Source organism: Staphylococcus sp. HMSC62B09 (assembly GCF_001839115.1).
In the GTDB taxonomy this organism is placed as follows: domain Bacteria; phylum Bacillota; class Bacilli; order Staphylococcales; family Staphylococcaceae; genus Staphylococcus; species Staphylococcus haemolyticus.
This window is the reverse complement of the sequence record NZ_KV840158.1, coordinates 65,711-88,396: the sequence shown is the minus strand read 5'-3', so window position 1 is coordinate 88,396 and position 22,686 is coordinate 65,711. Positions and strand designations below refer to the sequence as shown.

The window sequence follows — 22,686 nt, the reverse complement described above, 5'->3', positions numbered from 1 at the left end:
TTTTATAACTATATTTACGAAAATTCTCTTTTAAATGTGAGCTCAAAAATAAAAGAGCCTTCTTCACTATTCAAGACAGAGAGAAGGCTCTTAAACGTCCATTCGCTCTTATCGTTCAGACGAATATATGTCTGCAAACGGTTTGGCACCTTTCTTTTAAAAAAGAGGTTGCTGGGTTTCATTGGGTCCATGTCCCTCCACCACTCAGGATAAGAGAATCCGTTAAGAACTATACTACCTAATTCATTTATTAATGTCAATTTTGTTTTTAAATGGTTTTTGTTTTTTCCAGGTGGAATAATTACGGCATTATGTTATACTATTTTCATGTAAAGGCTTACAATATTGAATTTCTATAACACACGCTGGAGGGATTGGGTATGTCAGTAGATACATACGGCGAAACACCTAAAATTAAAAAATTATTGGAAAAAGAAAGCTCTCTTTTTCAGCTTTCAACAACTCAACTTTATTACAAAATTATGGATAATAATGAAGGAGAATTAACTGAACTTGGTGCTATCAATGCGAGCACAGGTAAATACACTGGACGTTCACCTAAAGATAAATTCATTGTTACAGAACCTTCTTATAAAGATAATATTCATTGGGGAGATATCAACCAACCTATCGATGAAGAAACTTTCTTAAATCTCTACTCTAAAGTTTTAGACTATCTTGATAAAAAAGACGAACTTTACGTTTTTAATGGTTATGCAGGTAGTGACAAAGACACACAATTGAAACTTACAGTTATCAATGAACTTGCATGGCACAACCTTTTTGCTCAAAACATGTTTATCCGCCCAGATTCTAAAGAAGAAGCTAGTAATATAAAACCTAACTTCACAATTGTTTCAGCACCTCACTTTAAAGCTGATCCTGAAGTTGATGGAACTAAATCTGAAACTTTTGTTATCATTTCATTCAAACATAAAACCATTTTAATTGGTGGTACAGAGTATGCTGGTGAGATGAAAAAAGGTATCTTCTCAGTAATGAACTATTTGCTTCCAATGCAAGATATTATGAGTATGCATTGTTCTGCGAATGTTGGAGATAAAGGAGACGTAGCCTTATTCTTCGGATTATCAGGTACAGGTAAAACAACTTTATCAGCAGCACCTGATAGAAAATTGATTGGTGATGATGAACACGGTTGGAATAAAAACGGTATTTTCAATATTGAAGGTGGTTGTTACGCAAAAGCAATCAACCTTTCTAAAGAAAAAGAACCTCAAATTTATAACGCGATTCAATACGGTACTATATTAGAGAATACTGTGGTTAACGAGCGTGGTGTTGTTGATTTCGATGATAATTCATATACTGAAAATACACGTGCTGCTTATCCAATTCATCACATTGATAATATTGTATTACCATCTAAAGCAGCACATCCTAATACAATAATTTTCTTAACTGCTGACGCATTTGGTGTACTTCCACCTATTGCTAAATTAACTAAATCTCAAGCGATGTACCATTTCTTAAGTGGTTTCACTTCTAAATTAGCTGGAACTGAGCGTGGCGTTACTGAACCAGAACCATCATTCTCAACTTGTTTTGGTGCACCTTTCTTACCACTTAATCCTATTAAATATGCAGATTTATTAGGTGAGCTAATAGATAAACATGAGGTTGATGTATATTTAGTTAACACTGGCTGGACTGGTGGTAAATACGGCGTAGGTAGACGTATTAGTCTACATTACACTCGTTATATGGTAGATCAAGCAATTAAAGGTAAATTGAAAAATGCAGAGTTCACAAAAGATGAGAAATTTGGTTTAAGTATTCCTACTGAAATGGAAGATGTTCCAAAAACAATACTGAATCCAATTAATGCTTGGAGTGATTCTGATAAATATCGCGCTCAAGCGGATGACTTAATTAAACGTTTTGAAGAAAACTTCAAGAAATTCGGTCCAGAAGTTGAAGAAATTGCTAACACTGGTGGCTTTAACAAATAATTAATATTTATTAAAAAGACAATGTATAAGGCATACTATACTGAAACCTTATACGTTGTCTTATTATATTTCTTCACATTTCGTCATCCATTGATGCACATAATCGAGCGCTAATTTCATTGCTTGTGGTCTAGGTACATGCCCTTCATCAAGTTGATAAAATGTATCATGAACAACACCTTTTAATTTCAATTGTTCTTCCAAGTAATTGGCATGATGAATACCTACTTGTTTATCCTTGCCACCATGAACGATTAAAATTGGTGGACTATTAGAATCAATAAGTTTTATCGCATCTCTTTGGTCATAAGATTCTTTATTTTTGGAAGGATGTCCTACCATTCGACGCAACATCCCTCTTAAATCAGTACGTTCTTCATACATCAAGTGCATACTTGATACACCACCCCAGATGATGTAACTATCGACTGGGTAATCTTGATATGTAAGTAGTCCTTGTATTCCACCTCTTGAAAAACCAATCATGTGTATATATGCATTAGGAAATCGTTGTTTAAGTATCTTTATGAGATAGGTAACATCTTTTAAATCAGCGTTAGCAAACTCATCTCTACCTTCACTTCCATTACTTCCTCTATAATAAGGACCTACAACTAAGGTATTATCATTTGCAAACTGCATTAGTCTTGCTGCACGTACACGTCCGACTTGTCCCTTACCTCCTCGCAAATATACTACGATTCTTTTTACTGTCTTCGTTAAAGGACACATCTGTAATGCTTTTACTTTTAAGCCATCAACTTTATAAGTAATTTCATCGAATTGGTGTGTTCTTGATGCTATAGGCATTTTCTTAGTCGCGATAATATCCAAGTTCTATCATCCTCTCAACACATTTAAGAATTGCATTATCTTGTATTAAATAACTTTGTTTATCTAATGGAATAGAATTAATATTATCAAATAATAATGGCCCTCTCGTTTCTAAATAATCACTTTTCTCTTTAAATGATTTAACCTTCACGATATATACATCTTTTTTGAAAATTGAGTTATCGAATGTATGAACCTGATATTGAGCAATATAATCTATCGTTTCAGGTATGCCTCCTGTTTCTTCAAAAAGCTCTCTCTTGATAGCTTGTATGCTTTCTTCTCCTTTTTCAACCTTACCACCCGGGAACTCGATGCCACGTAATTTATGATGGGTAAATAGTAACTGACTCTGATATAACGGAATAGCTAAAACATGATTACCATCTGGATGGTCGTTGTTCGTTTTGTAACACATTGTGACACGTCTATTATCTTTATCTAGAAACTCCATGTTCCATACTACTCCCTTCAATATGTTAAACTTATTTATAATCGTATTACTTGTTGGAGGCCTATAATGTTAAAAAAATTATTTCTTGGAATAATCCATATATATCAACGCTATATTTCACCTATGACACCACCCACATGCCGATTTTATCCTACGTGTTCAGAATATACACGAGAAGCGATTGAAGTTTACGGCCCACTCAAAGGCGGCTACATGGGAATACGTCGCATTCTTAAATGTCATCCACTACATAAAGGTGGATTTGATCCAGTTCCTTTAAAAAAGGATAAACATAGACACTAATTTAATTTAAGTAATTTTGATTTATCGATTTGAGGGGGGGAAAATGAAATCATCCCCTCTTTTAATTTACCGACACCTTGCGTGAAATCGTCAGTAAAATAATAACCATCTGGAGTTACATCCCCAGGATAATCACCTTCTCGAGCTAATAATGCAGTAAAGTAACGACTTAGTCCATATTCGTACATTCCACCTATAACCACTTTAATATCAATTGATTTCAATTCACGAATCAATGATTGTACTCTATCAAGACCACCAACTCTAAATGGTTTAACAATCACTACTTTAACCGGGAATTGGTTAACAATTGAAATAATACTATTGATATCAGTAGCTTTTTCATCGAGTGCAATTGCAGGGTATTGTGTATGATCAATGTGTAAAGTTGAAGAAAGCGATTTAAATGGTTCTTCTATATAAAGTATATTTTGGTCATTTATAGATTCTAATTTTTGAAAATCAGAAACATCTAGTGACTCATTAGCATCTAATGCTAATTCAAAATCATAAGGCAATATGTCATCTAAAAGTGAGATGTCATCATTCAGTTGACCTGTCCATTTTAACTTTATACGTTTGGGTTGAGTTTGTTTTAAATAATCAAGTTGTTGTGCACTTATGCCACTTATCGTTGCACCATACGCTACTTTAAACTTCGGTAAATCATGATACATCTGATAAATCGCCATAACTACAGTACTTCTCGCTGTGGGATAATTGTCAAGTATATCTAAATATGGTTTCCAATCTTCATATTTATGAACAGACTTTTTAACAATACTTTCTGACCATTGTGAAAGTATTTCTTGCACAGTTTCAATCGTTTCTTCGTTGTACCAATTTGTTTCAAATGCATTGCACTCTCCAAAAAAAGATTGATCCTCTTCACTTAAAATTTCAACAATAAGTGCTTTTCGGTATGTCAATTTAACTTTGGGAGTTACAATTGGATCTCTAAATTCATGATTGTAAAGATAAAAATTTACTGCTTTAATCCTCATATTATTGTCCTTTATTAATCATTTTGTTGCGTTGTAATTTACCTGTAGAAGTGTACGGTAAACTTTCAACCTGATGAAAGGCTTTGGGTACTTTATATTTTGCCAAATATGTTTTCAAATATTTAGTTAATTCTATTTCTGGAATTGTATCATCCGAAACATAATATAGTACTGGTATTTGACCCCATGTCTCATCCTCTTGCGCTACACATACAGCGTCATTAATATCTGAATGTGTTTTAGCAATTGATTCAATCTCATATGGATAAATATTTTCCCCACCACTTATGATCAAATCTTTGCGACGATCATAAACCATCACAAATCCTTCCTCATCAATTTCTGCTATATCACCAGTCTTAAAGTATCCATCCTCAAAAGTATCGCTCAACCCTGCTGGATATAAATAACCGTTCATTACATTATTCCCTTTTATGAGAAGTTCGCCATGACCTTCACTATTTGGATGTTTAATACGTACATTAACGTTTTCACTTGGTTTGCCGACAGTATCATACCGTTGTGCAAGCATCTCGGGTGTAGCAGTTAGAAATTGAGAACACGTTTCTGTCATTCCAAATGAATTGTATATCGGTAACTGATAATTTAGGGCTTCATCAATTAATGTAGTTGATAATTTGGCACCTCCAAGTAATATTTTCTCAATTGAGAACGGTTGGTTTAATCCTGCATCCATAAGCCATTTAAGCGTTTGTGGGACTAGTGATATATGGGTAGGTCCTTCTTCCTTAATGATCGATAACATCGTTTGTGTATTATATTTTTCCAATATACGTACCGTAAAACCCTCAATTATAGAACGTAATAAAACACTGAGACCTGAAATATGATATATCGGTAAAACAGATAACCATTTAGTGGTTTCATCATATCCTAAACTTTCTTTACACCCAATTGCACTTGCATAATGATTTTTAAAGGTTTGTGGTACTGCTTTTTGAGGACCTGTCGTTCCAGATGTAAACATAATCGAAGCAATTCGATCATAATTACATGTTTGATTATTGATACGTTTTGAATATTGTTCTATTTCAGATATATGTATTACATTAAAATCCGACAAGTGAAATGGTTGCGTCGTTAATATTGTTGATACATTGATGGAATTCATTTGATTTATCATTTCAGTTTCTGTTAATCGCGTGTTTAGCATTGCTATTTCAACATTAGCTAACCAACAAGCGTTAATCAGCGTGATAGACGCAATATCGTTTTTAATATACAATCCTACTCTATTATTATTTAAAGAAAGAATTTGTTCTGATATTGAAAATGCTTTATCATACAATTCCTTAAAAGTTATAGAATGATTTCCATCTGTAACTGCTACCTTATCTCTATTTTTAATACTTTGCTCTTTTAACCAAAAATCCACTGTTCATTCCTCCATATAAATACATTATAATTATAACGATAATTTAGTTAGTTAGCATTGGTTGTGTTTAAGAAGCAGCATATTTCAGTGATATTAGCTTATTACAAATTGACATTTTGGAAAATTTCAATCATTAAACAATGAATTAGCTTTATTTTTTAAATTAAAAAAGAGTTTAAAGTGATGATTACCACTTTAAACTCAAATAAGCTATGATATTCAATTATTGCCTAGCCTCATAGTAGGCTGGCTACTGATTTCAATGTATTTCGTTTTATAAGTTCCACGCATTGTCGTTGATATATGAATATTATAATATATTTATATAATAATTTAAATATTAAAATATAATTATTCTTAAATTTTCTTATCTCGATTCATAATCTAATAGTTGAATGTCACCAACATGATTAAAAACTGAACTTGTTTATTCCGTTTATCTATGTTTTTAATACTCTTAAATATTAATATGATATGAGAAAAGAGCTAGCGTATCCACTACACTAGCTCCTTTTTCTGCTTGTTTTGAAATTTTCATTTTAAACCCTCGAAATTCAATGTATTTCGTTTATAAACTCAACGCACTATGTTGAGCTTAATATAATATTAAAAGATATTTTTTATTATTAATTCTAAAATTTAGTTTTACCCACGCACTTCATTAAAAAGTTGCTTTTCATCACAATTTCAACAATAAAAAAATCAAGGTCAACGTGCCAGAAATTTTACTTTCTAGGCACTTCTTTGACACTTGCTCACTCTAAAACATATTGTGATAAGCTTTTATTATGGAGAACAAGGGATTCGAACCCTTGAAGCGCTTATGGCGCTTACACACTTTCCAGGCGTGCTCCTTCGGCCAGACTCGGACAGTTCTCCTCAATATTAATAACTAAATTACATAAAAAAACAGAAGCGATATTTCACTTCTGTTTGTATGACTCCTACGGGACTCGAACCCGTGTTACCGCCGTGAAAGGGCGGTGTCTTAACCGCTTGACCAAGGAGCCATGGCTCCGCAGGTAGGATTCGAACCTACGACCGATCGGTTAACAGCCGATAGCTCTACCACTGAGCTACTGCGGAATAATATAATGGAGCGGGTGATGGGAATCGAACCCACAACATCAGCTTGGAAGGCTGAGGTTTTGCCATTAAACTACACCCGCATATTAAATTAAAAGTTTATTTGGTGCGGCCGAGAGGACTTGAACCTCCACGGGATTTCTCCCACTAGGCCCTCAACCTAGCGCGTCTGCCATTCCGCCACGACCGCTGGCAAAACGCAATAATTACTATTAACTATCGAGAACATAAATTATTGTAAATGTTTTGTAATGAAATGTCAATAACTTTTTAACATATTTTTAAATACGTTTTACAATCAATTAATGTTTAACTCTTTTAATAAAGCAATTATATATACTATACATGTTTTTATAATTAATGTCAACATTTAATAAACAAAAATATTCAGATCTACAATTAATGTAAAAGTAGACCTGAATTTCAATTTTAGTTACTTAGTAGCTAAGTTAAATGTTCGATTAGTGACAACTTTCCATTGCAAATTCCACACCTCATCTTCCGAACATCTACTTTCCTTATCCTTAAATATTTGCAACCACATGATTGACATTTATATAAATAATTAGCACGGGCTTCATATGATTGAATAGGTTTACAAAATCTCGGAGCACCGACTTGCTTACTCAACATTTTAAAGTCTGGATCTTTATGTTTATAACCTTTTCCACCTAAATGCAGATGATAGTGACATAATTCATGTTTAATTATATCGATTAATGCATTTTTACCATAATATTGATATTGTTTAGGATTAATTTCAATGTTATGTGAATCTAAAATATAACGTCCACCTGTAGTACGTAGCTTATTATTAAACAAAGCATTATGACGAAAAGGTTCATTAAAATATCGGTTTGAAATGCTTTCAACCATATTTTGAAGTTCATTATTATTCATATGGATCAATCATTGTTAGAGAAACTTTTCCTTTATTTTGATCAATATTAAGAATCCAAACTTCTACTATATCTCCAACACTAACTATATCCATAGGATTTTTGACGAATTTTTTTGATAATTTAGATACGTGTACTAATCCGTCTTGTTTCACACCTATATCTACAAATGCTCCGAAATCAACAACATTTCTTACTGTTCCACTTAATTTCATACCTTCTTTTAAATCTTCAATAGATAGTACATCAGATTTTAGGATAGGTGTTTCAAACTCATCACGAGGATCTCGATTAGGTGCCGTTAGAGATTTAATAATATCCTCTAAGGTTGGTACTCCAACATTTAATTGTTCAGCTATTTGATTTGTGTTTATTTTGGATAATTCATTTTTTAACTTGTCAGTACCTAAATCATTGATATCAAAATTTAAAACAGTCAATAATTCATATGTCACATCATAACTCTCAGGGTGAATTGATGTATTATCAAGTGGTTCAGAGCCATCTACAATACGCAAAAATCCTATACTTTGTTCGAATGTTTTAGCACCTAATCGTTTCACTTTACTTATTTCTTTATTGTGCTTGATTGCTCCATTTTCTTCACGGTAATCAATAATGTTTTGAGCTATTGCGCTAGATAGACCAGAAACATACTGTAATAGAGATTTGGATGCTGTATTTACATCTACACCGACTTGGTTTACGGCTGTTTCAACAACAAATGTTAATGCACTTTCAAGTTCTTTCTGATTTACGTCATGTTGATATTGACCCACACCAATAGATTTAGGATCTATTTTAACTAATTCACTTAATGGGTCTTGAACTCGTCTTCCTATTGAAACAGCACTTCGTTCTTCAACTTGAAAATTAGGAAACTCAGATCTAGCAATTTCTGAAGCAGAATACACTGAGGCCCCCGCTTCATTGACAATAATAAATTTAATATCTAAATTATATTTTTTGATAACATCAGCAACGAAATGTTCAGTTTCACGACTTGCTGTACCATTACCAATTGCAATAAGTTCTATATTATTTTCTTTAATCATTCGGACAATTTCTTTTTCAGATGCTTCTACTTTAGATTTAGGTGGATGTGGATAAATTACACTTTTATCAACAAAAGTCCCATAAGGATTAATGACTGCTAGTTTACATCCTGTTCTAAATGCTGGGTCAACTCCTAATATTTGCTTACCTTTCATAGGCGGTTGCAACAATAAGTGATTTAAATTTTCACTAAAGACCTCAATAGCATGTTGTTCGGCTTTCTCAGTTAAATCAGCGCGTATTTCTCTTTCAATCGAAGGCATTATTAATCTTTTTAAACTGTCTTCAATTGCTAATTTTATATAATCTCCATGTGGATTATTATTTTTAACCTCATTTTTTTTCAATAGCACTTGCTACTTGTTGAGTATCAAATTCTACTTTGACTGAAAGCACTTTTTCTTTTTCACCACGATTCATAGCTAGCACTCTATGATTAGCAACGTTCTTAATAGGTTCCACATAATCATAGTACATTGCAAATGTTTCTTTTTCATCATCCGCTTTTTTCTTCTTAGCCGTTACAATATTTCCTTGCCTATAAATATCTTTCAATATACGACTGCGATACTTAGGATTATCTGAAACGTGTTCAGCAATGATATCTAACGCTCCTTGAATTGCCTCGTCAACAGTAGCTACTTCATCATTAATATACGCCTCAGCTTGTTGACTCAATTCACCCTGTTGACCATCACTAATCGATTGGGCTAAACTTTCAAGTCCTTTTCGCTTAGCTTCAGTTGCTCTTGTTTTCTTTTTTTGTTTAAAAGGTCTATAAAGATCCTCGACACGCTGCAATTTGGTTTGTTTAAGAATATCTTCTTTTAATTCATTTGTTAATAAACCCTGTTGTTCAATATTATGTATAACTTCATCTTTTCTTTTCTGTAAATTTGCAACATATTGATATTCGTCAGAAATTTGTTTGATTTGAACTTCATCCAAACCACCCGTTGCTTCTTTACGATATCTTGCTATAAAAGGAACAGTATTATTTTCTTCTAGCAATTCTAATACGGATTTTACTTGTTTTTCAGAAAATTGATATTTAGAAACTATTTCATTCATTAACATTTTATCCATTTATATAACCACACTTTTCAAAAATTCTTATTTCTCTAAGTATACAATATTTAATTTTAAGCATTGCTTTTTTAATTCAAAAGTAAAAAAGGAGTCGGATAGAATTCATAGTGAATTCATTGTCCCACCCCCACATAGATGACTAGAACTGAAAAACTACTAGTTGAACTTCTTATCAATACGTGCAACAATTGCGACTGTCCACTATAGTTTTATATAATTAATGTTCTAGACTCTAAATGTAATATTTTATTGTTTAGCAGCTTGTTGCAATTTCTTAATTGCAGTTCTTTGTAAGCGTGATACATGCATTTGACTTAATCCAATACGTTCCCCAGTTTCTTTCTGGCTTAATCCTTCTATGAACGTGCATTGAATAATTTCTCTTTCTCTATCTGAGAGAATAGGCAAAATACGTTCAAGAATCATACGTTTTTCAGTTAAGTCATAATTATCATCTTTTTGCCCCATGATATCTAATAGAGTTACTGTTGAACCATCTTTATCTGCCTCAATTGAATGATCAACACTAAGCGCGTTATAGCTTTGACCCATTTCCATAGCTTCTAACACTTCTTCTTCTGAAACTTCTAAACGGTCAGCAATTTCTGCAATTGATGGAGATCTTTCCAACTCATTTGTTAGTTCATCGCTTACTTTTTTGATACGTGGGCCTATTTCTTTTATTCTTCTAGGAACATGAACACTCCAAGTTTTATCCCTTAAATATCTCTTAATCTCACCAATAACGGTCGGTACTAAGAATGCTTCAAATTTGCGATCAAAAGACAAATCAAATCTGTTAATAGCACCTATTAAACCAACCATACCAACTTGAACTAAATCTTCATGATGTGATTGTCCTTTAGAATACTTATAGGCTAAAGATTCAATTAATTTTCGATAATGATTAACTAATCTATCTTGAGCTTCTGTATTAGCGTTATCTTGATGTTCTTTAATCCATTGGTTAATTTGCTCAGGTGATACATCATTAACTGATTTCGACTCTTTCGTCATTATTTGGCACCTGCTCTTTTTTTATATACTTAATCATGCTGATTGTTACACCAGATTCTTTAAAGACTTTCACTTCATCCATCAAGGATTCAATTAAGAATAAACCAAGTCCGCCTTCACGTAAGAAATCGATATTTTCATTCTCATCGTAAGGTCCTAGCTGTGATTTAGTCGTTTCATAATCAAAACTTTCACCTTGATCAGAGATAACTATTTTTATTTTATCATCAAATAACTCAAAACATAAATTAATCATACCATTTATTTCATCATTTTTATAAGCATGCTTCACTGCGTTAGTAACGGCTTCACTTACTGCAATTTTAGAATCTTCTATATCGTCGTAAGATGCGCCTGCTCTTGAGAATACACCTGATAGAGTTAAACGAATTAAACTCACATACTCAGCAGAGGCAGGTAATTTCATCTCGATATAATCATTTTTAATAGGCAAGTTACTCTACCTCCGTTCCTTCATTGACATGCATTAAGTCCTTAAGGCCAGTAATATCAAATAATCTTCCGATTCTATCTGATACACCTAAAATATATAATTCTTTATCATTTTGATTCAAAGCTTTTAATGTTCCTACAAATAAACCTAATCCTGTAGAATCCATATAACTAACGTTTGTCACATTCACGTGAATATCATGAGTACCTTCTTGACGCATTGGCATCAAAACTTCTTCTAATTCAGGTACTGTATAAACATCTAATTCCCCAGCCACAATGACTTCATAATATTCAGCATGTGTTATCGTCTCAATGTTAAGGTTCATAGTTCTTACACTCCTAGTTTAGTCTTTTGTTACTAATAATATGTATACTTTAGTAAGTATACCCATAGTTAGATTTATATAATCTAAAAATTTAATATTTAATTTACACGTTTTATAATCATAATAGTCATATCGTCACGTTTGTTAGGGTTTTGTATTTTTAATATAGCTTCATATAATATTTGTACTATATCTTGTGGATGCATATGCTTATACTTACGTATGAGGTTCAACAATGTGTCTTTAGCTATGAATTCGCCATCTGTGTATCTTGCTTCTGTAACACCATCAGTAAATATGATAACTAAATCATCTAAATGAATGGGAATTTCTTGTTGACTATAACGAGTGTGCTGACTTACACCTAAGACTCTTCCTCTAACTTCAATTTCTTCAAATGTTTCAGTTTCCGCTCTATATATATATCCAGGTTCATGACCTGCAGAACTACAATAAAGTAGATGGTTCATTTCTTCATATAATCCGTAAAACATGGTCACAAACATATTTTGATTTACGTTTTTCTCCACAACACGATTAAGACGTTTCAATCCATCACTTGGTAATTGGGAATGCCCATAGGAGTCCATTCCGAATTTAATCATACTCATAGCTAATGCAGCTGGAATTCCTTTACCTATAACATCAGCAATAGCGAAACTCATCGTTCCATCTCTATGATCAATTAAATTAAAATAGTCGCCACTCACTTTTTGAGCAGCAACAGAAATCACACCAATCTGTATACTATCAAATTGAGGGATATCAGTTTTTAACATTGTCTGTTGAAGCCTAGAAGCTAAATCAATTTCTTTATCGTGGAATTGCATTTTATCAACTAACTTTTGGTAGTCACGATAACTATATCCAAACCCTTTTACAACCTCTTGTAACACATCTAATGTATCAAAAATTTGTTGTTTATTTAAATTTAAGGAGGTTACATATGATTTGTGTATATTCACAATATCTTCAGGTAGAATATCTTTTTTAATTACTTCATCTGTAAAATCATTACACTTTTCTAGAAATTGTTGTTTATTTTGCGTAACTAAACTTTCATCAATAAGTTGCTTATAATGCTGCTTACATTCTTCCACAAATCTGCCTCCTCGCTTCAATATATCTAACACTTAGAACTTTTTTATATGCATTTGATATTTATTAATAAAATTCATTATTGTTAAAACCATAATATTAAATAATATACTTTATATTTAAAAAAGACTTTAGGAATTACCTAAAGTCAACAACTAAAGACTATCAATTAATCTAGTACTTATCTTCAAATAGGACTAATATGTATTAAGTACATGGAAATTAAAGTACGAAAATTCGAATAACTGAATTTAAAATATTGTCTTTAATAGTTAAAATGAAATACTTTTGAATTATACATAAATTAAGTTATGTGTTTTGCGTTTTAACTTCATCATGCAGTCCTAGACTAATGTCTAGTGCTTCATCTACTTCTTGCATTTTCTCATCAGATAGATATGTTAATTTTTCTTTTAGTCGTTTTTTATCTAATGTTCTAATTTGCTCGAGTAGAATTACTGAATCTTTATCAAGTCTGTATTTCTTTTTCTCGATTTCAACATGTGTGGGTATTTTCGCTTTATTAATCCTTCCCGTAATCGCAGCAACGATTACGGTAGGACTATATTTGTTGCCAGTATCGTTTTGAATGATAACTACAGGTCTGACTCCCCCTTGTTCTGAGCCCTGTACTGGTGACAAATCAGCTAAATATACATCGCCTCTTCTAATCATTCACTTTTATAATTAGAAATAATGTACGTTTCGTTGCAATCACAAGCTTCGCATTCTAGAGGAAAAGCTTCTGTCGCTAGGGAGAGATTTAATTCAGCCATTTGTGAATAGCCTTCTTTTAAAGATTGTTCAAGACTGTGACTTCTATTTTGATTGAAAGTAAGCATAATATGAACCTCCACTTGATACCAAATAAGACATTATAAACTTTAATTAATTTTATAATAACAAATTTCATTTCAAGTGACTATACTATTTTAATAATTCATTAGTTACATGCATCTGGTCATCAACTTGATAGATTCTAGGTAAACGTCTACCTAAATTACATAAAACTTCATAGCTAATCGTGTCTTGTTTTTGAGCTAAAGTTTCAGCTGATTGAGGTGAATCATAAGTATTATCTAGAAGTGTCACAGTGTCCCCCTCTTTTACATCATCTGGCACTTTAATTATCATTTGATCCATACATACTCGACCTATGACTTCACATTGATGGCCTTTGACATTAACAAATGACCCTTGCATTGAACGTAAGTATCCATCTGCATATCCAATTGGCAAAATCGCGATCTTTATATCTTCAGTTGCTGTATATGTACTGCCATAACTTACCGATTCTCCAACTTTTAAATACTTAGTTTGGACAACTTGTGTTAATAATTGCGCACTTGGTTGTAATTCAGTTTCAACTTTTTCTTTTACGTACTCTGACGGATAATAACCATAAAGTGAAATACCAAGTCTAACTGCATTACATAATTCAAAGTTTCTCAATAAAGAACCAGCTGAATTTTGAGAATGTATGAATTTAGGTTTCTCAGCTTGAGTTACTAAGGTTTCAAATTGTTCATATTGATGATCCATTGAGTCGCCAGGTTCATCAGCATTAGCAAAGTGCGTATATACACCTTCGAATACTAAATGAGAATGACTTTGAATTAAGTCAATGACTTCTTTATATTCTTCCAGTGATTTAATTCCAAGTCTGCCCATACCTGTGTCGAGTTTCACATGTAGCCATAAATTCTTTTCATTATCATCAGTAATTAATTCTATTGCATGTTGTATCCATTGTAATGATGGTACAGTCAAAGCAACTCTGTGTTGAATAGCTTTATTTATATCTTCAAGAGGAATGACACCTAGGATAAGTATTTGAGCATTGATTCCATGCATACGTAATTCAATAGCTTCATCAAGAGTTGCTACTGCAAAAAAGTCAGCACCGTTTTTCATTAAATGTTGTGCGATTTTAACGCTACCTAAACCATAACTATTAGCTTTTACTACTGGTATAACTGTTTTATCGCTATGCAACGTTCTAACAGTATTATAGTTATTTAAAATCGCTGATAAATCTACGTTTAAATAAGTTGATCTATAGAATTTATCTGACATACGTAATCCTCCTCTTAATTAGTAAAAAAATCTTGTTTATTATTGATTTAACTCGTTCAATATACGAGGTAGAAATTATTTTTATTATAATACTGTTAATCTCTCTTTTCTAACAAAACTTGACTCATCGCATAATGTTCTGTATGAGTTATTGAAACATGTACGATAAAACCATTGTAATCTATACATGGTTTACCTTTTATATCGTTGTAACAATTAATGTCTTTGAATGCCACTGTTTTTCCTAAGCCTGTACCTAATGCTTTACTGAAAGCTTCTTTGGTTGCGAAACGACCAGATAAATATTCAAATTTTCTCTTTTCACTTTTAAATGAATGAAATTGATGTTCCTCTTCTTGTGTTAAAATTCTCTTTACTAACTTGTCTTTTTGTTTCTCAAAAGCTTTTTTAATTCTTTCAATTTCTATTAAATCAATACCTATTCCATGTATCATGCTAACCCCTCACTCACTAGGTATATTTGAATGATCAATTTTCGTATTCATTTCACTAATATCATTTTGCTGAATATTTTTCTTTTTTTGTATCATTTGTTTAAGTTTTATTGCATCTTTCTTTGCAATTAAGTCTATTTGAGAAACGCCTCCTGCAGTCGACAAATGCAATGATGCTAACTTATATTTTCTCATTAAAAAACCTTCTTCAATATCGATATTCTGAATTCGATAAAATGGAATAATTTTAGTATTGATAAAAATAATGCCTCTTCTTATATAAATTTCATCGTTTGAATAAAAATATCGAAAATTTTTATATTTTAAAAATGGTGTTATAACTATAAAAACAACACAACATAAAATGATTAGTGCTATCGCAAGACTTACAAGTAATGCGCGACTCATTTCCTCAATGTATAAATCACATAAAATACTTGCTATTATCACTATAATTGTAAAAATAATGGTAGTAATCATTGAAGCAATCCTCATCACTTTAGGGCCGTTTTTATTCATATAATTATAATTAGACATCGTACTCACCTCTTAAATACGCATCAACGTAGCGTTGCGATGTATCTTCTCTTATGAACTTTAATTCCATAAACTCAAATATTGATCCCTTAGCAATAAGGAAATATAAATTTGCTAAATGACTTCTTTCGAGAAAAGGATGTTGGCTCGTTTCTATACCTATAATTTTATCCGTTTTGAAGTAATATGTTTGAAAACCAAAAGTGCTTACACGTTTCAAAGTTATTTCATCATTCTCTATCACTAAGCCAGCATTTTTAACGTAGATATATGCATGATACATCATCACAATAATTATCATCAAAGCGATTAAAAAGCTCCATGCACTCCAAAAATAAGTTCCGATACTAGCTAAAATTAAAATGATAATACTTGGTATAAAGAAGTGACGATGAAATCCTCTCCATGGCATAACGTTTTCGACCTTATTAAACTTCATTTCTGGTACGAGCTTTCCAATAATTTCATATGCTTCTTTTTGTTTTATAAATGGTAATATCATAATTTTACCATTGTCACTTGCATCATCATTAGACTCTATATCCATATCACTCGTGATAATAAAGTGTATAGAGGTATATCCAAATATTTTTCTTAAGAAAGATTGTTTCTCTAACACTGCTTGTAGTCGATCAGTTGGAACTGTTAGATTTTTCACATTAAAAAGACCATAACTAATTTTAAGATGATTCCCCTGTTGTACAACTTTGTAGTTATAATAACGTATAATCGTAATTATAGTTCCTAAAACATAACTAATGATTAAAATCGATGCAACAACAAACAGCACAATAATAAATACAGAATTTACCCAATGCCATAGATTAGACGTCCATTTATCCCAAGGTATAATATCTTGAAATGCACCTACTATTGGCGAAACGGCAGCAAAGGCCACACCTATTGCCCCACTCGTCATAGCCATTAGAATTAATGAAGTTAAGGACATATTGAACACATGTTCTGAATTACTTTCTGTTACACTTGTCGATGCATTATATTGCTCCGTTTTTAGTTCATTTTCATCCGATTCATCATTGATTAAATATTCTTGAGTATCATTATTTAATTCTTTTTGTCTCATACGTATGGTTTGTTCAATGAACTCACTCTGTTTCTTCGTTATTGTTGCCAATTCAATGCCATCACTTGGCGTTTTAATTTGTAAACTAACGCCACCAACGATTTGGTTAATCGAACCCTGTGTTGTATCTAATGACTGAATTCTACTTAGATTTAGTTCTTTTCTTTTTTTATTTAACCATCCAGATGTAACAATAAATTGGTCGTTTTCAATCCAATATCTTGTAACTTTAATTTCTAAAAATCGATGTATAAACGTCAATATAAAGATAAACAAGAAGATTGATGGCCCAATATAATGACGAATTTCTGTAAAATCAAAATTCCTTATATTAAAACCAACTAATATGATAAATGTAAAAATATTTCGTTTAATTACATCTATTATCCCTGTTATGTATGAAATTGGATGCAATTTTTGAGGATTAAACATCTGAATCAGCACCTCGCAATGCTATAAAAATATCTTCTGATAATTGGTTCATTTCTTCTTCTGAGACAATTGGTAATTTTAGTTCATGTCCTGCTGTTACAAAAATTAAAATATTTAAATTTAGTAGCTTTAAAATAGGATTACTTTTAATTTCTAAAAATTGTAGCCGTTCAATTTTAGTCATTTGGTGTTTTTTTAAAATAAAAGACTTTTTAACTTCGACATTTCTATCATTAACCCTATAAAAACGATATTTATAATTAATAATGGGTTGTAATAGCAAACGAATAACCGAAATGAAGACTAAGAAGATAAGTATGTAGACAATAAAGTGGTACCAATTAAAATATCGCCACATTGAGAATAGTGCAACAATGATAATCAGTTCTATTAAAAATAAGATACCACTATTAAACCAGTGGTATGTCAGTGCATTCTTAGGACTTTTATGAAATGAACTTTCTACCTTCATAATATACTCCTTTGCAATTTTATTTTATTATATCATATTTAGTGTGAGGCTTACTGACCTTGCTGAATATGCGAAATTGTTAAATTACTTCTACTATTTAATCAAATTTAAAACCACCTCAAAAGCATGAGATGGTTTGATTATAAAATCCAATATTGAATTATTTTATTTTTGTAAATCTGCGAATGTTCGACCTTTCATCGTAGATCTACCTTTGTCTTGTCTTTCACGACGGTCAGGTTTTTTACCTTTTTTCTTATTAAAGTTACCTTTTGAACGTTTGTTTTTATTATCGAACTTGTTATTACGTTTTCCACCACGACGTGATCCATTACCTTTACCTTGGCGATTTTTACGTGCTAATGGTTTTTCAAATGTTAATTGTACTTCCACTTCATCATTTGCTTCTACTAATTCTTGTAGTAATGATGCAACTAATTCAGTACTATCATATTCTTCTAATAACTCGCTTGAGATACGTTTCAAACGTGCTTCACTTTCTCGTGACATCCAATTTTTCACTTTATCTTTAATATCATCTTCACGCGCTTTTAATACTTCTTTGCGGTGAGGTGGTCTTAAAGCGTTCATGCGTCTTCCATTTGCATCTTCTATTTGACGGATGTAATCCATTTCAATTGGATTTACGAATGTAACAGCGATGCCTTCTTTACCAGCTCTTCCTGTACGTCCGATTCTATGTGTATAGCTTTCAGTATCTTGAGGAATGTCAAAGTTATATACATGACTTACACCTGAAATATCTAAACCACGTGCTGCAACGTCTGTAGCAACTAATATATCGATTTGATCATTTTTAAATTTCTTCAATACTTCTAAACGTTTAGCTTGTGTGATATCACCATGTAAGCCTTCTGCTTTGTAACCTTTAGACAATAAAGCACTTGTTAATTCATCCACACGACGTTTTGTTCTACCGAAGACAATGGCTAATTCAGGTTGGTGTACATCTAAGAAATTAGTAAATGTATCGAACTTTTCAAGTTCTTTCACAATTGTATAATATTCATCAATTTGAGGGTCTGACATTTCGTTGTTCATTGTCTTAACGATTTGAGGAGATTTCATGAATTGTTGTACTAAAGATTGGATTGCTTTAGGCATTGTTGCTGAGAATAACATTGTTTGTCTTTGCTCAGCTGGAATTTTATCCATAATGAATCTCATATCATCGATGAAGCCCATGTTCATCATTTCATCTGCTTCATCCAAAATTAATGTATGAATACCATTTGTTTTTAATGTACGTCTATTTAAGTGGTCAATGACACGTCCTGGTGTACCTACAACGATTTGTGGTCCTCTTTTTAAAGCTTTAATTTGTCGATCGATTGGCATACCACCAAATACCGTTACAACTTGTACATTTTGACCACGACTAAATTCTCTTAATTGTTCAGCTACTTGCATAGCTAATTCTCTTGTAGGTGCTAATATTAAAGCTTGCACACCTGATTGACCTACAACTTTTTCTATTAAAGGAATCCCGAACGCTCCCGTTTTACCAGTACCAGTTTGAGCTTGTCCAAGGATGTCTTTTCCTTCTAATGTATAAGGGATACTATCTTTTTGGATAGGTGTGGGTTCCTTAAAGCCCATTGCTTCAAGGGTCTCAACTGTTTTATCCGAAATCCCTAGTTCTTTAAAATTTTGCAATATAATTCTCCTTTTAACTTTCTTATTTATCAATATACGTTTGTGTATATAAGGTCCTCTTATTACGTCAACTTCTATATAGTACCACCTAAAATTACATATCGCAATAAAGCAATTTTATAGATAAACTCGTTTTCAAATCTATTTTCATATAATAGCGTTTACATTTTTCACTTATTATTTAAATTTTTAAAGTAAAAAAACAAGCCACTAAAGGATTTAGATTCCTAATTAGTGACTTGCTTAGCATGATAGTAATTTTGAAAATAATTAAATCAATTTATTTACAACTTCTTCAAGTTTATTTCCTCTTGAACCTTTTACAAGAACTTTGTCGTTAGCAACTAAGTTATTTATTAAATATTGAGTTAATTGTTGTTTATCAATAAAATATTCAACGTGGTCAACAAATTGACCTCCTATATCACTAATATACTTTGCATCTTTGCCATATGTTAATAAAGTATGGATGTTTTTACCTTCTAAATATGCGCCTACCTCTTCGTGCATTGAACGACTATTTTCCCCTAATTCAAGTGAGTCAGCAAGTACAATAATTTTTCTACCTTCCATTTGACTCAAAGTATCAATTGCGGCTTTCATACTTGTAGGACTGGCATTATAAGCATCATTTATGATAGTAATATCATCATCAGTAATATGGCGTTCCATTCGCATACCAGTGAGTTGAACATGATTAATGTTATGTTGAATAGTCTCATATTTAAGTCCTAGTTCATGACCAATAGCAATTGCGATAGCTGCATTTTTCATATTATGGATTCCAAGAATAGGTAATTTATAATGTTCATTACCGTTAATAGAGAAAGCAATGCCATCATTTTCACTATGTTCTACTTCGCATACTAAAGCATTATCTTGTTTCAAACCTACACTTAAACATTTAGCATGTTTGATTTCTTTAACATGTGGTTCAAGCAATGGTTCATCACCATCATAGATGAATGTTCCCTCTTTTTTAAGTCCAATTGTTATTTCAGATTTAGCTTTAGCAATGCCTTCACGAGAACCTAAATCTTGCATATGTGATTCACCAATATTTGTAATAACAGCAATATCTGGTTCTGCTATATTAGCAAGTAATTCTATTTCATGGAATCCAGACATACCCATTTCTAATATTGAAATCTCTGTATCTAAATCAAGCTCTAAAATAGTTAATGGTAAGCCTATTTCATTATTGTAATTACCTTGCGTTTTTTTAACTTTAAATTCAGTGTGTAATACACTCTCAATCATATCTTTTGTAGTTGTTTTACCGTTTGAACCAGTAACACCTATTACTTTAGGGTTCACATGTTTAAGATATGCTTTAGCTAATTGTTGTAACGCAATTAATGTATTGTCTACCCATATAATAGGTCCTTCCACATTATCATCAATGTCATGGCCTTTTTCATAGAAAGAAGCACCAGCGCCATCTTTTAACGCCTGTGAAACAAAGCGATGACCATCTACGTTCTCACCTTTAAATGGTATAAATAACATATTAGTTTTGATTGCACGTGAATCGATCGTCACACCTTTGATGGTTTGTTGTAAATATTGTGAATCAATATCACAAGGTATCCATTCCTGAATTTGCTGTAAAGAAACTTCTATCATTTATGAATCCCTCTCTTAGTCAATTGTGTATTTGTTTTTCTTTTTATCCTCGTGACGTTCTTTAGCTAGGTCAATTAATTTTGTGATTAGGTCAGAATAAGATAAGCCCATATTCTCCCATAAACTTGGATACATACTAAATGCTGTGAATCCAGGCATTGCATTTGTTTCATTAATAAAAATTTGATTGTCTTCAGTAACAAAGAAATCCGCACGTACTAATCCCGAACAATCTGTAGCTTTAAATGCTTCCAATGCCATGTTTCTTAATGTCATTTGTACTTCTTCATCTAATTCTGCAGGAATTTGTAAACTGATTTTACCGTCTTTATATTTTGATTTGTAATCATAGAATGCAACATCTTTGATAACTTCTCCTGGCCATGTTGTTTCAGGATAGTCATTGCCTAATACAGCTACTTCAACTTCACGAGCATTAATACCTTGTTCAATAACAAGTTTACGGTCAAATTGGAAAGCTTCCTCAATACCTGATTTTAATTCATCCTCATTATTACATTTACTAATACCTACACTTGAACCAAGATTTGCAGGTTTTACGAATACTGGATATGTAAGTTTATCTTTAACGAGTTTAATAATGTTACCCTCATATTTTTCATATTCACTTCTTAAGAAACTAATGTAAGGTAATTGAGGCAATCCTCTATGTTCAAATAATTGTTTCATGACAAGTTTATCCATTGAACTTGATGCAGCTAGTACACCATTCCCAACATATGGTAAATCAAGAACTTCAAATAACCCTTGAATTGTTCCATCTTCACCATTAGGGCCATGAAGTAATGGGAATATAGCATCATAAGGTTTACCATCGCTACTTTCTTTAAGCAAAATAGTGATTTCGCCCGCTTCTATATCTGTCATATTTAGGGATTCAATTTCTTTAATTTCCTCAGTGATATTTTCTTTTTTCTTCCATAAGCCATCATTCGTAATATAAATGATATCCACTAAATATCTTTCTTTATCAATTGCATTAAGAACATTTTGCGCAGTCAATTTAGAAACATCATGTTCAGCACTTTTACCACCATATACGATACAAATGTTTTCTTTCACCATAAGTAGTTCCTCCATTAAGAAAGATCATAACTCAATCATTTATGAGAAGTATTAAACTATTACGTTATTTCAACTTCTTACAAATGTCTATATCTCTTTCAATTCATTTTTACTTTTTCTTTTTAGTTAACTATCAATATTTTATAAATTTTATTTAGTTTAAACTATGCTTTCTAAAGATCAATATTATCACAGTCTAAAGTGATTTTGCATTTATCAACTTAAATCTAATTATGTTTAAATAATTTTT

At 31.9% G+C, this 22,686-nt stretch carries 21 protein-coding genes, 5 tRNA genes, 1 pseudogene and 1 riboswitch; of the genes and pseudogenes, 2 read left to right on the top strand and 25 right to left on the bottom strand.

Annotated features, from left to right (window positions below):
• Positions 1 to 105 precede the first annotated feature (105 nt).
• Positions 106 to 216: riboswitch (SAM riboswitch) on the bottom strand.
• A 164-nt stretch (positions 217 to 380) separates the two neighbouring features.
• Positions 381 to 1,973 (top strand): phosphoenolpyruvate carboxykinase (ATP), encoded by a 1,593-nt coding sequence (gene pckA / locus HMPREF3265_RS10310; RefSeq protein WP_037558865.1) that lies wholly within the window; start codon positions 381 to 383, stop codon positions 1,971 to 1,973.
• Between the two features lie 63 nt (positions 1,974 to 2,036).
• Here pckA and HMPREF3265_RS10305 read toward each other — a convergent pair whose 3' ends face one another.
• Positions 2,037 to 2,807, bottom strand: a complete 771-nt coding sequence (locus HMPREF3265_RS10305) for an alpha/beta hydrolase family protein (RefSeq protein ID WP_053025185.1) — start codon at positions 2,805 to 2,807, stop codon at positions 2,037 to 2,039.
• On the bottom strand, positions 2,788 to 3,261 hold the full coding sequence (gene ytkD / locus HMPREF3265_RS10300; RefSeq protein ID WP_016931380.1) for an RNA deprotection pyrophosphohydrolase: 474 nt from the start codon (positions 3,259 to 3,261) through the stop codon (positions 2,788 to 2,790). Before ytkD ends, HMPREF3265_RS10305 begins: the two co-directional genes overlap by 20 nt.
• A gap of 66 nt (positions 3,262 to 3,327) precedes the next feature.
• Here ytkD and yidD point away from each other — a divergent pair, with 66 nt between their 5' ends.
• On the top strand, positions 3,328 to 3,564 hold the full coding sequence (yidD, locus tag HMPREF3265_RS10295; protein ID WP_016931379.1) for a membrane protein insertion efficiency factor YidD: 237 nt from the start codon (positions 3,328 to 3,330) through the stop codon (positions 3,562 to 3,564).
• Here yidD and menC read toward each other — a convergent pair.
• From menC to HMPREF3265_RS10180, 23 genes and pseudogenes are all read right to left on the bottom strand, one after another.
• A complete protein-coding gene (menC, locus tag HMPREF3265_RS10290) occupies positions 3,561 to 4,568 on the bottom strand; it encodes an o-succinylbenzoate synthase (protein ID WP_016931378.1) in 1,008 nt (335 codons plus the stop codon). The genes yidD and menC overlap by 4 nt on opposite strands.
• A gap of 1 nt (position 4,569) precedes the next feature.
• Positions 4,570 to 5,964, bottom strand: a complete 1,395-nt coding sequence (menE, locus tag HMPREF3265_RS10285; protein ID WP_016931377.1) for an o-succinylbenzoate--CoA ligase — start codon at positions 5,962 to 5,964, stop codon at positions 4,570 to 4,572.
• A gap of 789 nt (positions 5,965 to 6,753) precedes the next feature.
• A tRNA-Ser gene (locus HMPREF3265_RS10280) sits at positions 6,754 to 6,843 on the bottom strand.
• 59 nt (positions 6,844 to 6,902) lie between these two features.
• Positions 6,903 to 6,974, bottom strand: a tRNA-Glu gene (locus tag HMPREF3265_RS10275).
• Position 6,975: 1 nt separating this feature from the next.
• Positions 6,976 to 7,050, bottom strand: a tRNA-Asn gene (locus HMPREF3265_RS10270).
• Positions 7,051 to 7,059: 9 nt separating this feature from the next.
• Positions 7,060 to 7,133: transfer RNA gene (locus HMPREF3265_RS10265), tRNA-Gly, on the bottom strand.
• A gap of 21 nt (positions 7,134 to 7,154) precedes the next feature.
• Positions 7,155 to 7,240, bottom strand: a tRNA-Leu gene (locus HMPREF3265_RS10260).
• A gap of 254 nt (positions 7,241 to 7,494) precedes the next feature.
• The gene (locus HMPREF3265_RS10255) at positions 7,495 to 7,950 is read right to left on the bottom strand and encodes a SprT family protein (protein ID WP_049426538.1); all 456 of its coding nucleotides are present in this window, start codon (positions 7,948 to 7,950) and stop codon (positions 7,495 to 7,497) included.
• Positions 7,943 to 10,091, bottom strand: a pseudogene (locus HMPREF3265_RS10250) (Tex family protein). Before HMPREF3265_RS10250 ends, HMPREF3265_RS10255 begins: the two are co-directional and overlap by 8 nt.
• 249 nt (positions 10,092 to 10,340) lie before the next feature.
• The gene (sigB, locus tag HMPREF3265_RS10245; protein ID WP_011275276.1) at positions 10,341 to 11,111 is read right to left on the bottom strand and encodes an RNA polymerase sigma factor SigB; all 771 of its coding nucleotides are present in this window, start codon (positions 11,109 to 11,111) and stop codon (positions 10,341 to 10,343) included.
• Complete coding sequence (gene rsbW / locus HMPREF3265_RS10240; protein ID WP_049426550.1) at positions 11,086 to 11,538, bottom strand: anti-sigma B factor RsbW; 453 nt, start codon at positions 11,536 to 11,538, stop codon at positions 11,086 to 11,088. The genes sigB and rsbW overlap by 26 nt, the downstream gene beginning before the upstream one ends.
• 28 nt (positions 11,539 to 11,566) lie before the next feature.
• Positions 11,567 to 11,893: an anti-sigma factor antagonist gene (locus HMPREF3265_RS10235; RefSeq protein ID WP_070861629.1), complete on the bottom strand. Its 327-nt coding sequence runs from the start codon at positions 11,891 to 11,893 to the stop codon at positions 11,567 to 11,569.
• Between the two features lie 98 nt (positions 11,894 to 11,991).
• The gene (locus HMPREF3265_RS10230; RefSeq protein WP_053020219.1) at positions 11,992 to 12,993 is read right to left on the bottom strand and encodes a SpoIIE family protein phosphatase; all 1,002 of its coding nucleotides are present in this window, start codon (positions 12,991 to 12,993) and stop codon (positions 11,992 to 11,994) included.
• A gap of 307 nt (positions 12,994 to 13,300) precedes the next feature.
• Positions 13,301 to 13,666: a type II toxin-antitoxin system PemK/MazF family toxin gene (locus HMPREF3265_RS10225; RefSeq protein ID WP_011275272.1), complete on the bottom strand. Its 366-nt coding sequence runs from the start codon at positions 13,664 to 13,666 to the stop codon at positions 13,301 to 13,303.
• Entirely contained in the window at positions 13,663 to 13,833 is a 171-nt protein-coding gene (mazE, locus tag HMPREF3265_RS10220; RefSeq protein WP_049426542.1) for a type II toxin-antitoxin system antitoxin MazE, read from the bottom strand. Before mazE ends, HMPREF3265_RS10225 begins: the two co-directional genes overlap by 4 nt.
• Before the next feature lie 85 nt (positions 13,834 to 13,918).
• Entirely contained in the window at positions 13,919 to 15,067 is a 1,149-nt protein-coding gene (gene alr, locus HMPREF3265_RS10215) for an alanine racemase (protein WP_070861627.1), read from the bottom strand.
• A 95-nt stretch (positions 15,068 to 15,162) separates the two neighbouring features.
• The gene (acpS, locus tag HMPREF3265_RS10210; RefSeq protein WP_049426544.1) at positions 15,163 to 15,522 is read right to left on the bottom strand and encodes a holo-ACP synthase; all 360 of its coding nucleotides are present in this window, start codon (positions 15,520 to 15,522) and stop codon (positions 15,163 to 15,165) included.
• Between the two features lie 9 nt (positions 15,523 to 15,531).
• On the bottom strand, positions 15,532 to 16,059 hold the full coding sequence (locus tag HMPREF3265_RS10205; protein ID WP_049426545.1) for a PH domain-containing protein: 528 nt from the start codon (positions 16,057 to 16,059) through the stop codon (positions 15,532 to 15,534).
• Positions 16,052 to 17,575 (bottom strand): PH domain-containing protein, encoded by a 1,524-nt coding sequence (locus HMPREF3265_RS10200; protein ID WP_070861625.1) that lies wholly within the window; start codon positions 17,573 to 17,575, stop codon positions 16,052 to 16,054. Before HMPREF3265_RS10200 ends, HMPREF3265_RS10205 begins: the two co-directional genes overlap by 8 nt.
• Entirely contained in the window at positions 17,568 to 18,047 is a 480-nt protein-coding gene (locus tag HMPREF3265_RS10195; protein WP_053020220.1) for a PH domain-containing protein, read from the bottom strand. Before HMPREF3265_RS10195 ends, HMPREF3265_RS10200 begins: the two co-directional genes overlap by 8 nt.
• 165 nt (positions 18,048 to 18,212) lie before the next feature.
• The gene (locus HMPREF3265_RS10190) at positions 18,213 to 19,724 is read right to left on the bottom strand and encodes a degradosome RNA helicase CshA (protein WP_070861623.1); all 1,512 of its coding nucleotides are present in this window, start codon (positions 19,722 to 19,724) and stop codon (positions 18,213 to 18,215) included.
• 270 nt (positions 19,725 to 19,994) lie between these two features.
• Positions 19,995 to 21,350 carry a UDP-N-acetylmuramoyl-tripeptide--D-alanyl-D-alanine ligase gene (murF, locus tag HMPREF3265_RS10185; protein ID WP_070440781.1) on the bottom strand — a complete coding sequence of 452 codons (1,356 nt, stop codon included), beginning with the start codon at positions 21,348 to 21,350 and terminating at the stop codon, positions 19,995 to 19,997.
• Positions 21,351 to 21,365: 15 nt separating this feature from the next.
• The gene (locus HMPREF3265_RS10180) at positions 21,366 to 22,436 is read right to left on the bottom strand and encodes a D-alanine--D-alanine ligase (RefSeq protein WP_053020221.1); all 1,071 of its coding nucleotides are present in this window, start codon (positions 22,434 to 22,436) and stop codon (positions 21,366 to 21,368) included.
• Between the last annotated feature and the right edge of the window lie 250 nt (positions 22,437 to 22,686).

Coding starts and splice junctions, on each gene's coding strand:
- HMPREF3265_RS10235 (WP_070861629.1), bottom strand. CDS start 11,893: ATGAACCTTAACATTGAGACGATAACACATGCTGAATATTATGAAGTC.
- HMPREF3265_RS10180 (WP_053020221.1), bottom strand. CDS start 22,436: ATGGTGAAAGAAAACATTTGTATCGTATATGGTGGTAAAAGTGCTGAA.
- HMPREF3265_RS10205 (WP_049426545.1), bottom strand. CDS start 16,059: ATGTCTAATTATAATTATATGAATAAAAACGGCCCTAAAGTGATGAGG.
- rsbW (WP_049426550.1), bottom strand. CDS start 11,538: ATGAAATTACCTGCCTCTGCTGAGTATGTGAGTTTAATTCGTTTAACT.
- acpS (WP_049426544.1), bottom strand. CDS start 15,522: ATGATACATGGAATAGGTATTGATTTAATAGAAATTGAAAGAATTAAA.
- HMPREF3265_RS10255 (WP_049426538.1), bottom strand. CDS start 7,950: ATGAATAATAATGAACTTCAAAATATGGTTGAAAGCATTTCAAACCGA.
- HMPREF3265_RS10195 (WP_053020220.1), bottom strand. CDS start 18,047: ATGAAGGTAGAAAGTTCATTTCATAAAAGTCCTAAGAATGCACTGACA.
- ytkD (WP_016931380.1), bottom strand. CDS start 3,261: ATGGAGTTTCTAGATAAAGATAATAGACGTGTCACAATGTGTTACAAA.
- HMPREF3265_RS10200 (WP_070861625.1), bottom strand. CDS start 17,575: ATGTTTAATCCTCAAAAATTGCATCCAATTTCATACATAACAGGGATA.
- HMPREF3265_RS10225 (WP_011275272.1), bottom strand. CDS start 13,666: ATGATTAGAAGAGGCGATGTATATTTAGCTGATTTGTCACCAGTACAG.
- alr (WP_070861627.1), bottom strand. CDS start 15,067: ATGTCAGATAAATTCTATAGATCAACTTATTTAAACGTAGATTTATCA.
- murF (WP_070440781.1), bottom strand. CDS start 21,350: ATGATAGAAGTTTCTTTACAGCAAATTCAGGAATGGATACCTTGTGAT.
- mazE (WP_049426542.1), bottom strand. CDS start 13,833: ATGCTTACTTTCAATCAAAATAGAAGTCACAGTCTTGAACAATCTTTA.
- sigB (WP_011275276.1), bottom strand. CDS start 11,111: ATGACGAAAGAGTCGAAATCAGTTAATGATGTATCACCTGAGCAAATT.
- yidD (WP_016931379.1), top strand. CDS start 3,328: ATGTTAAAAAAATTATTTCTTGGAATAATCCATATATATCAACGCTAT.
- pckA (WP_037558865.1), top strand. CDS start 381: ATGTCAGTAGATACATACGGCGAAACACCTAAAATTAAAAAATTATTG.
- menC (WP_016931378.1), bottom strand. CDS start 4,568: ATGAGGATTAAAGCAGTAAATTTTTATCTTTACAATCATGAATTTAGA.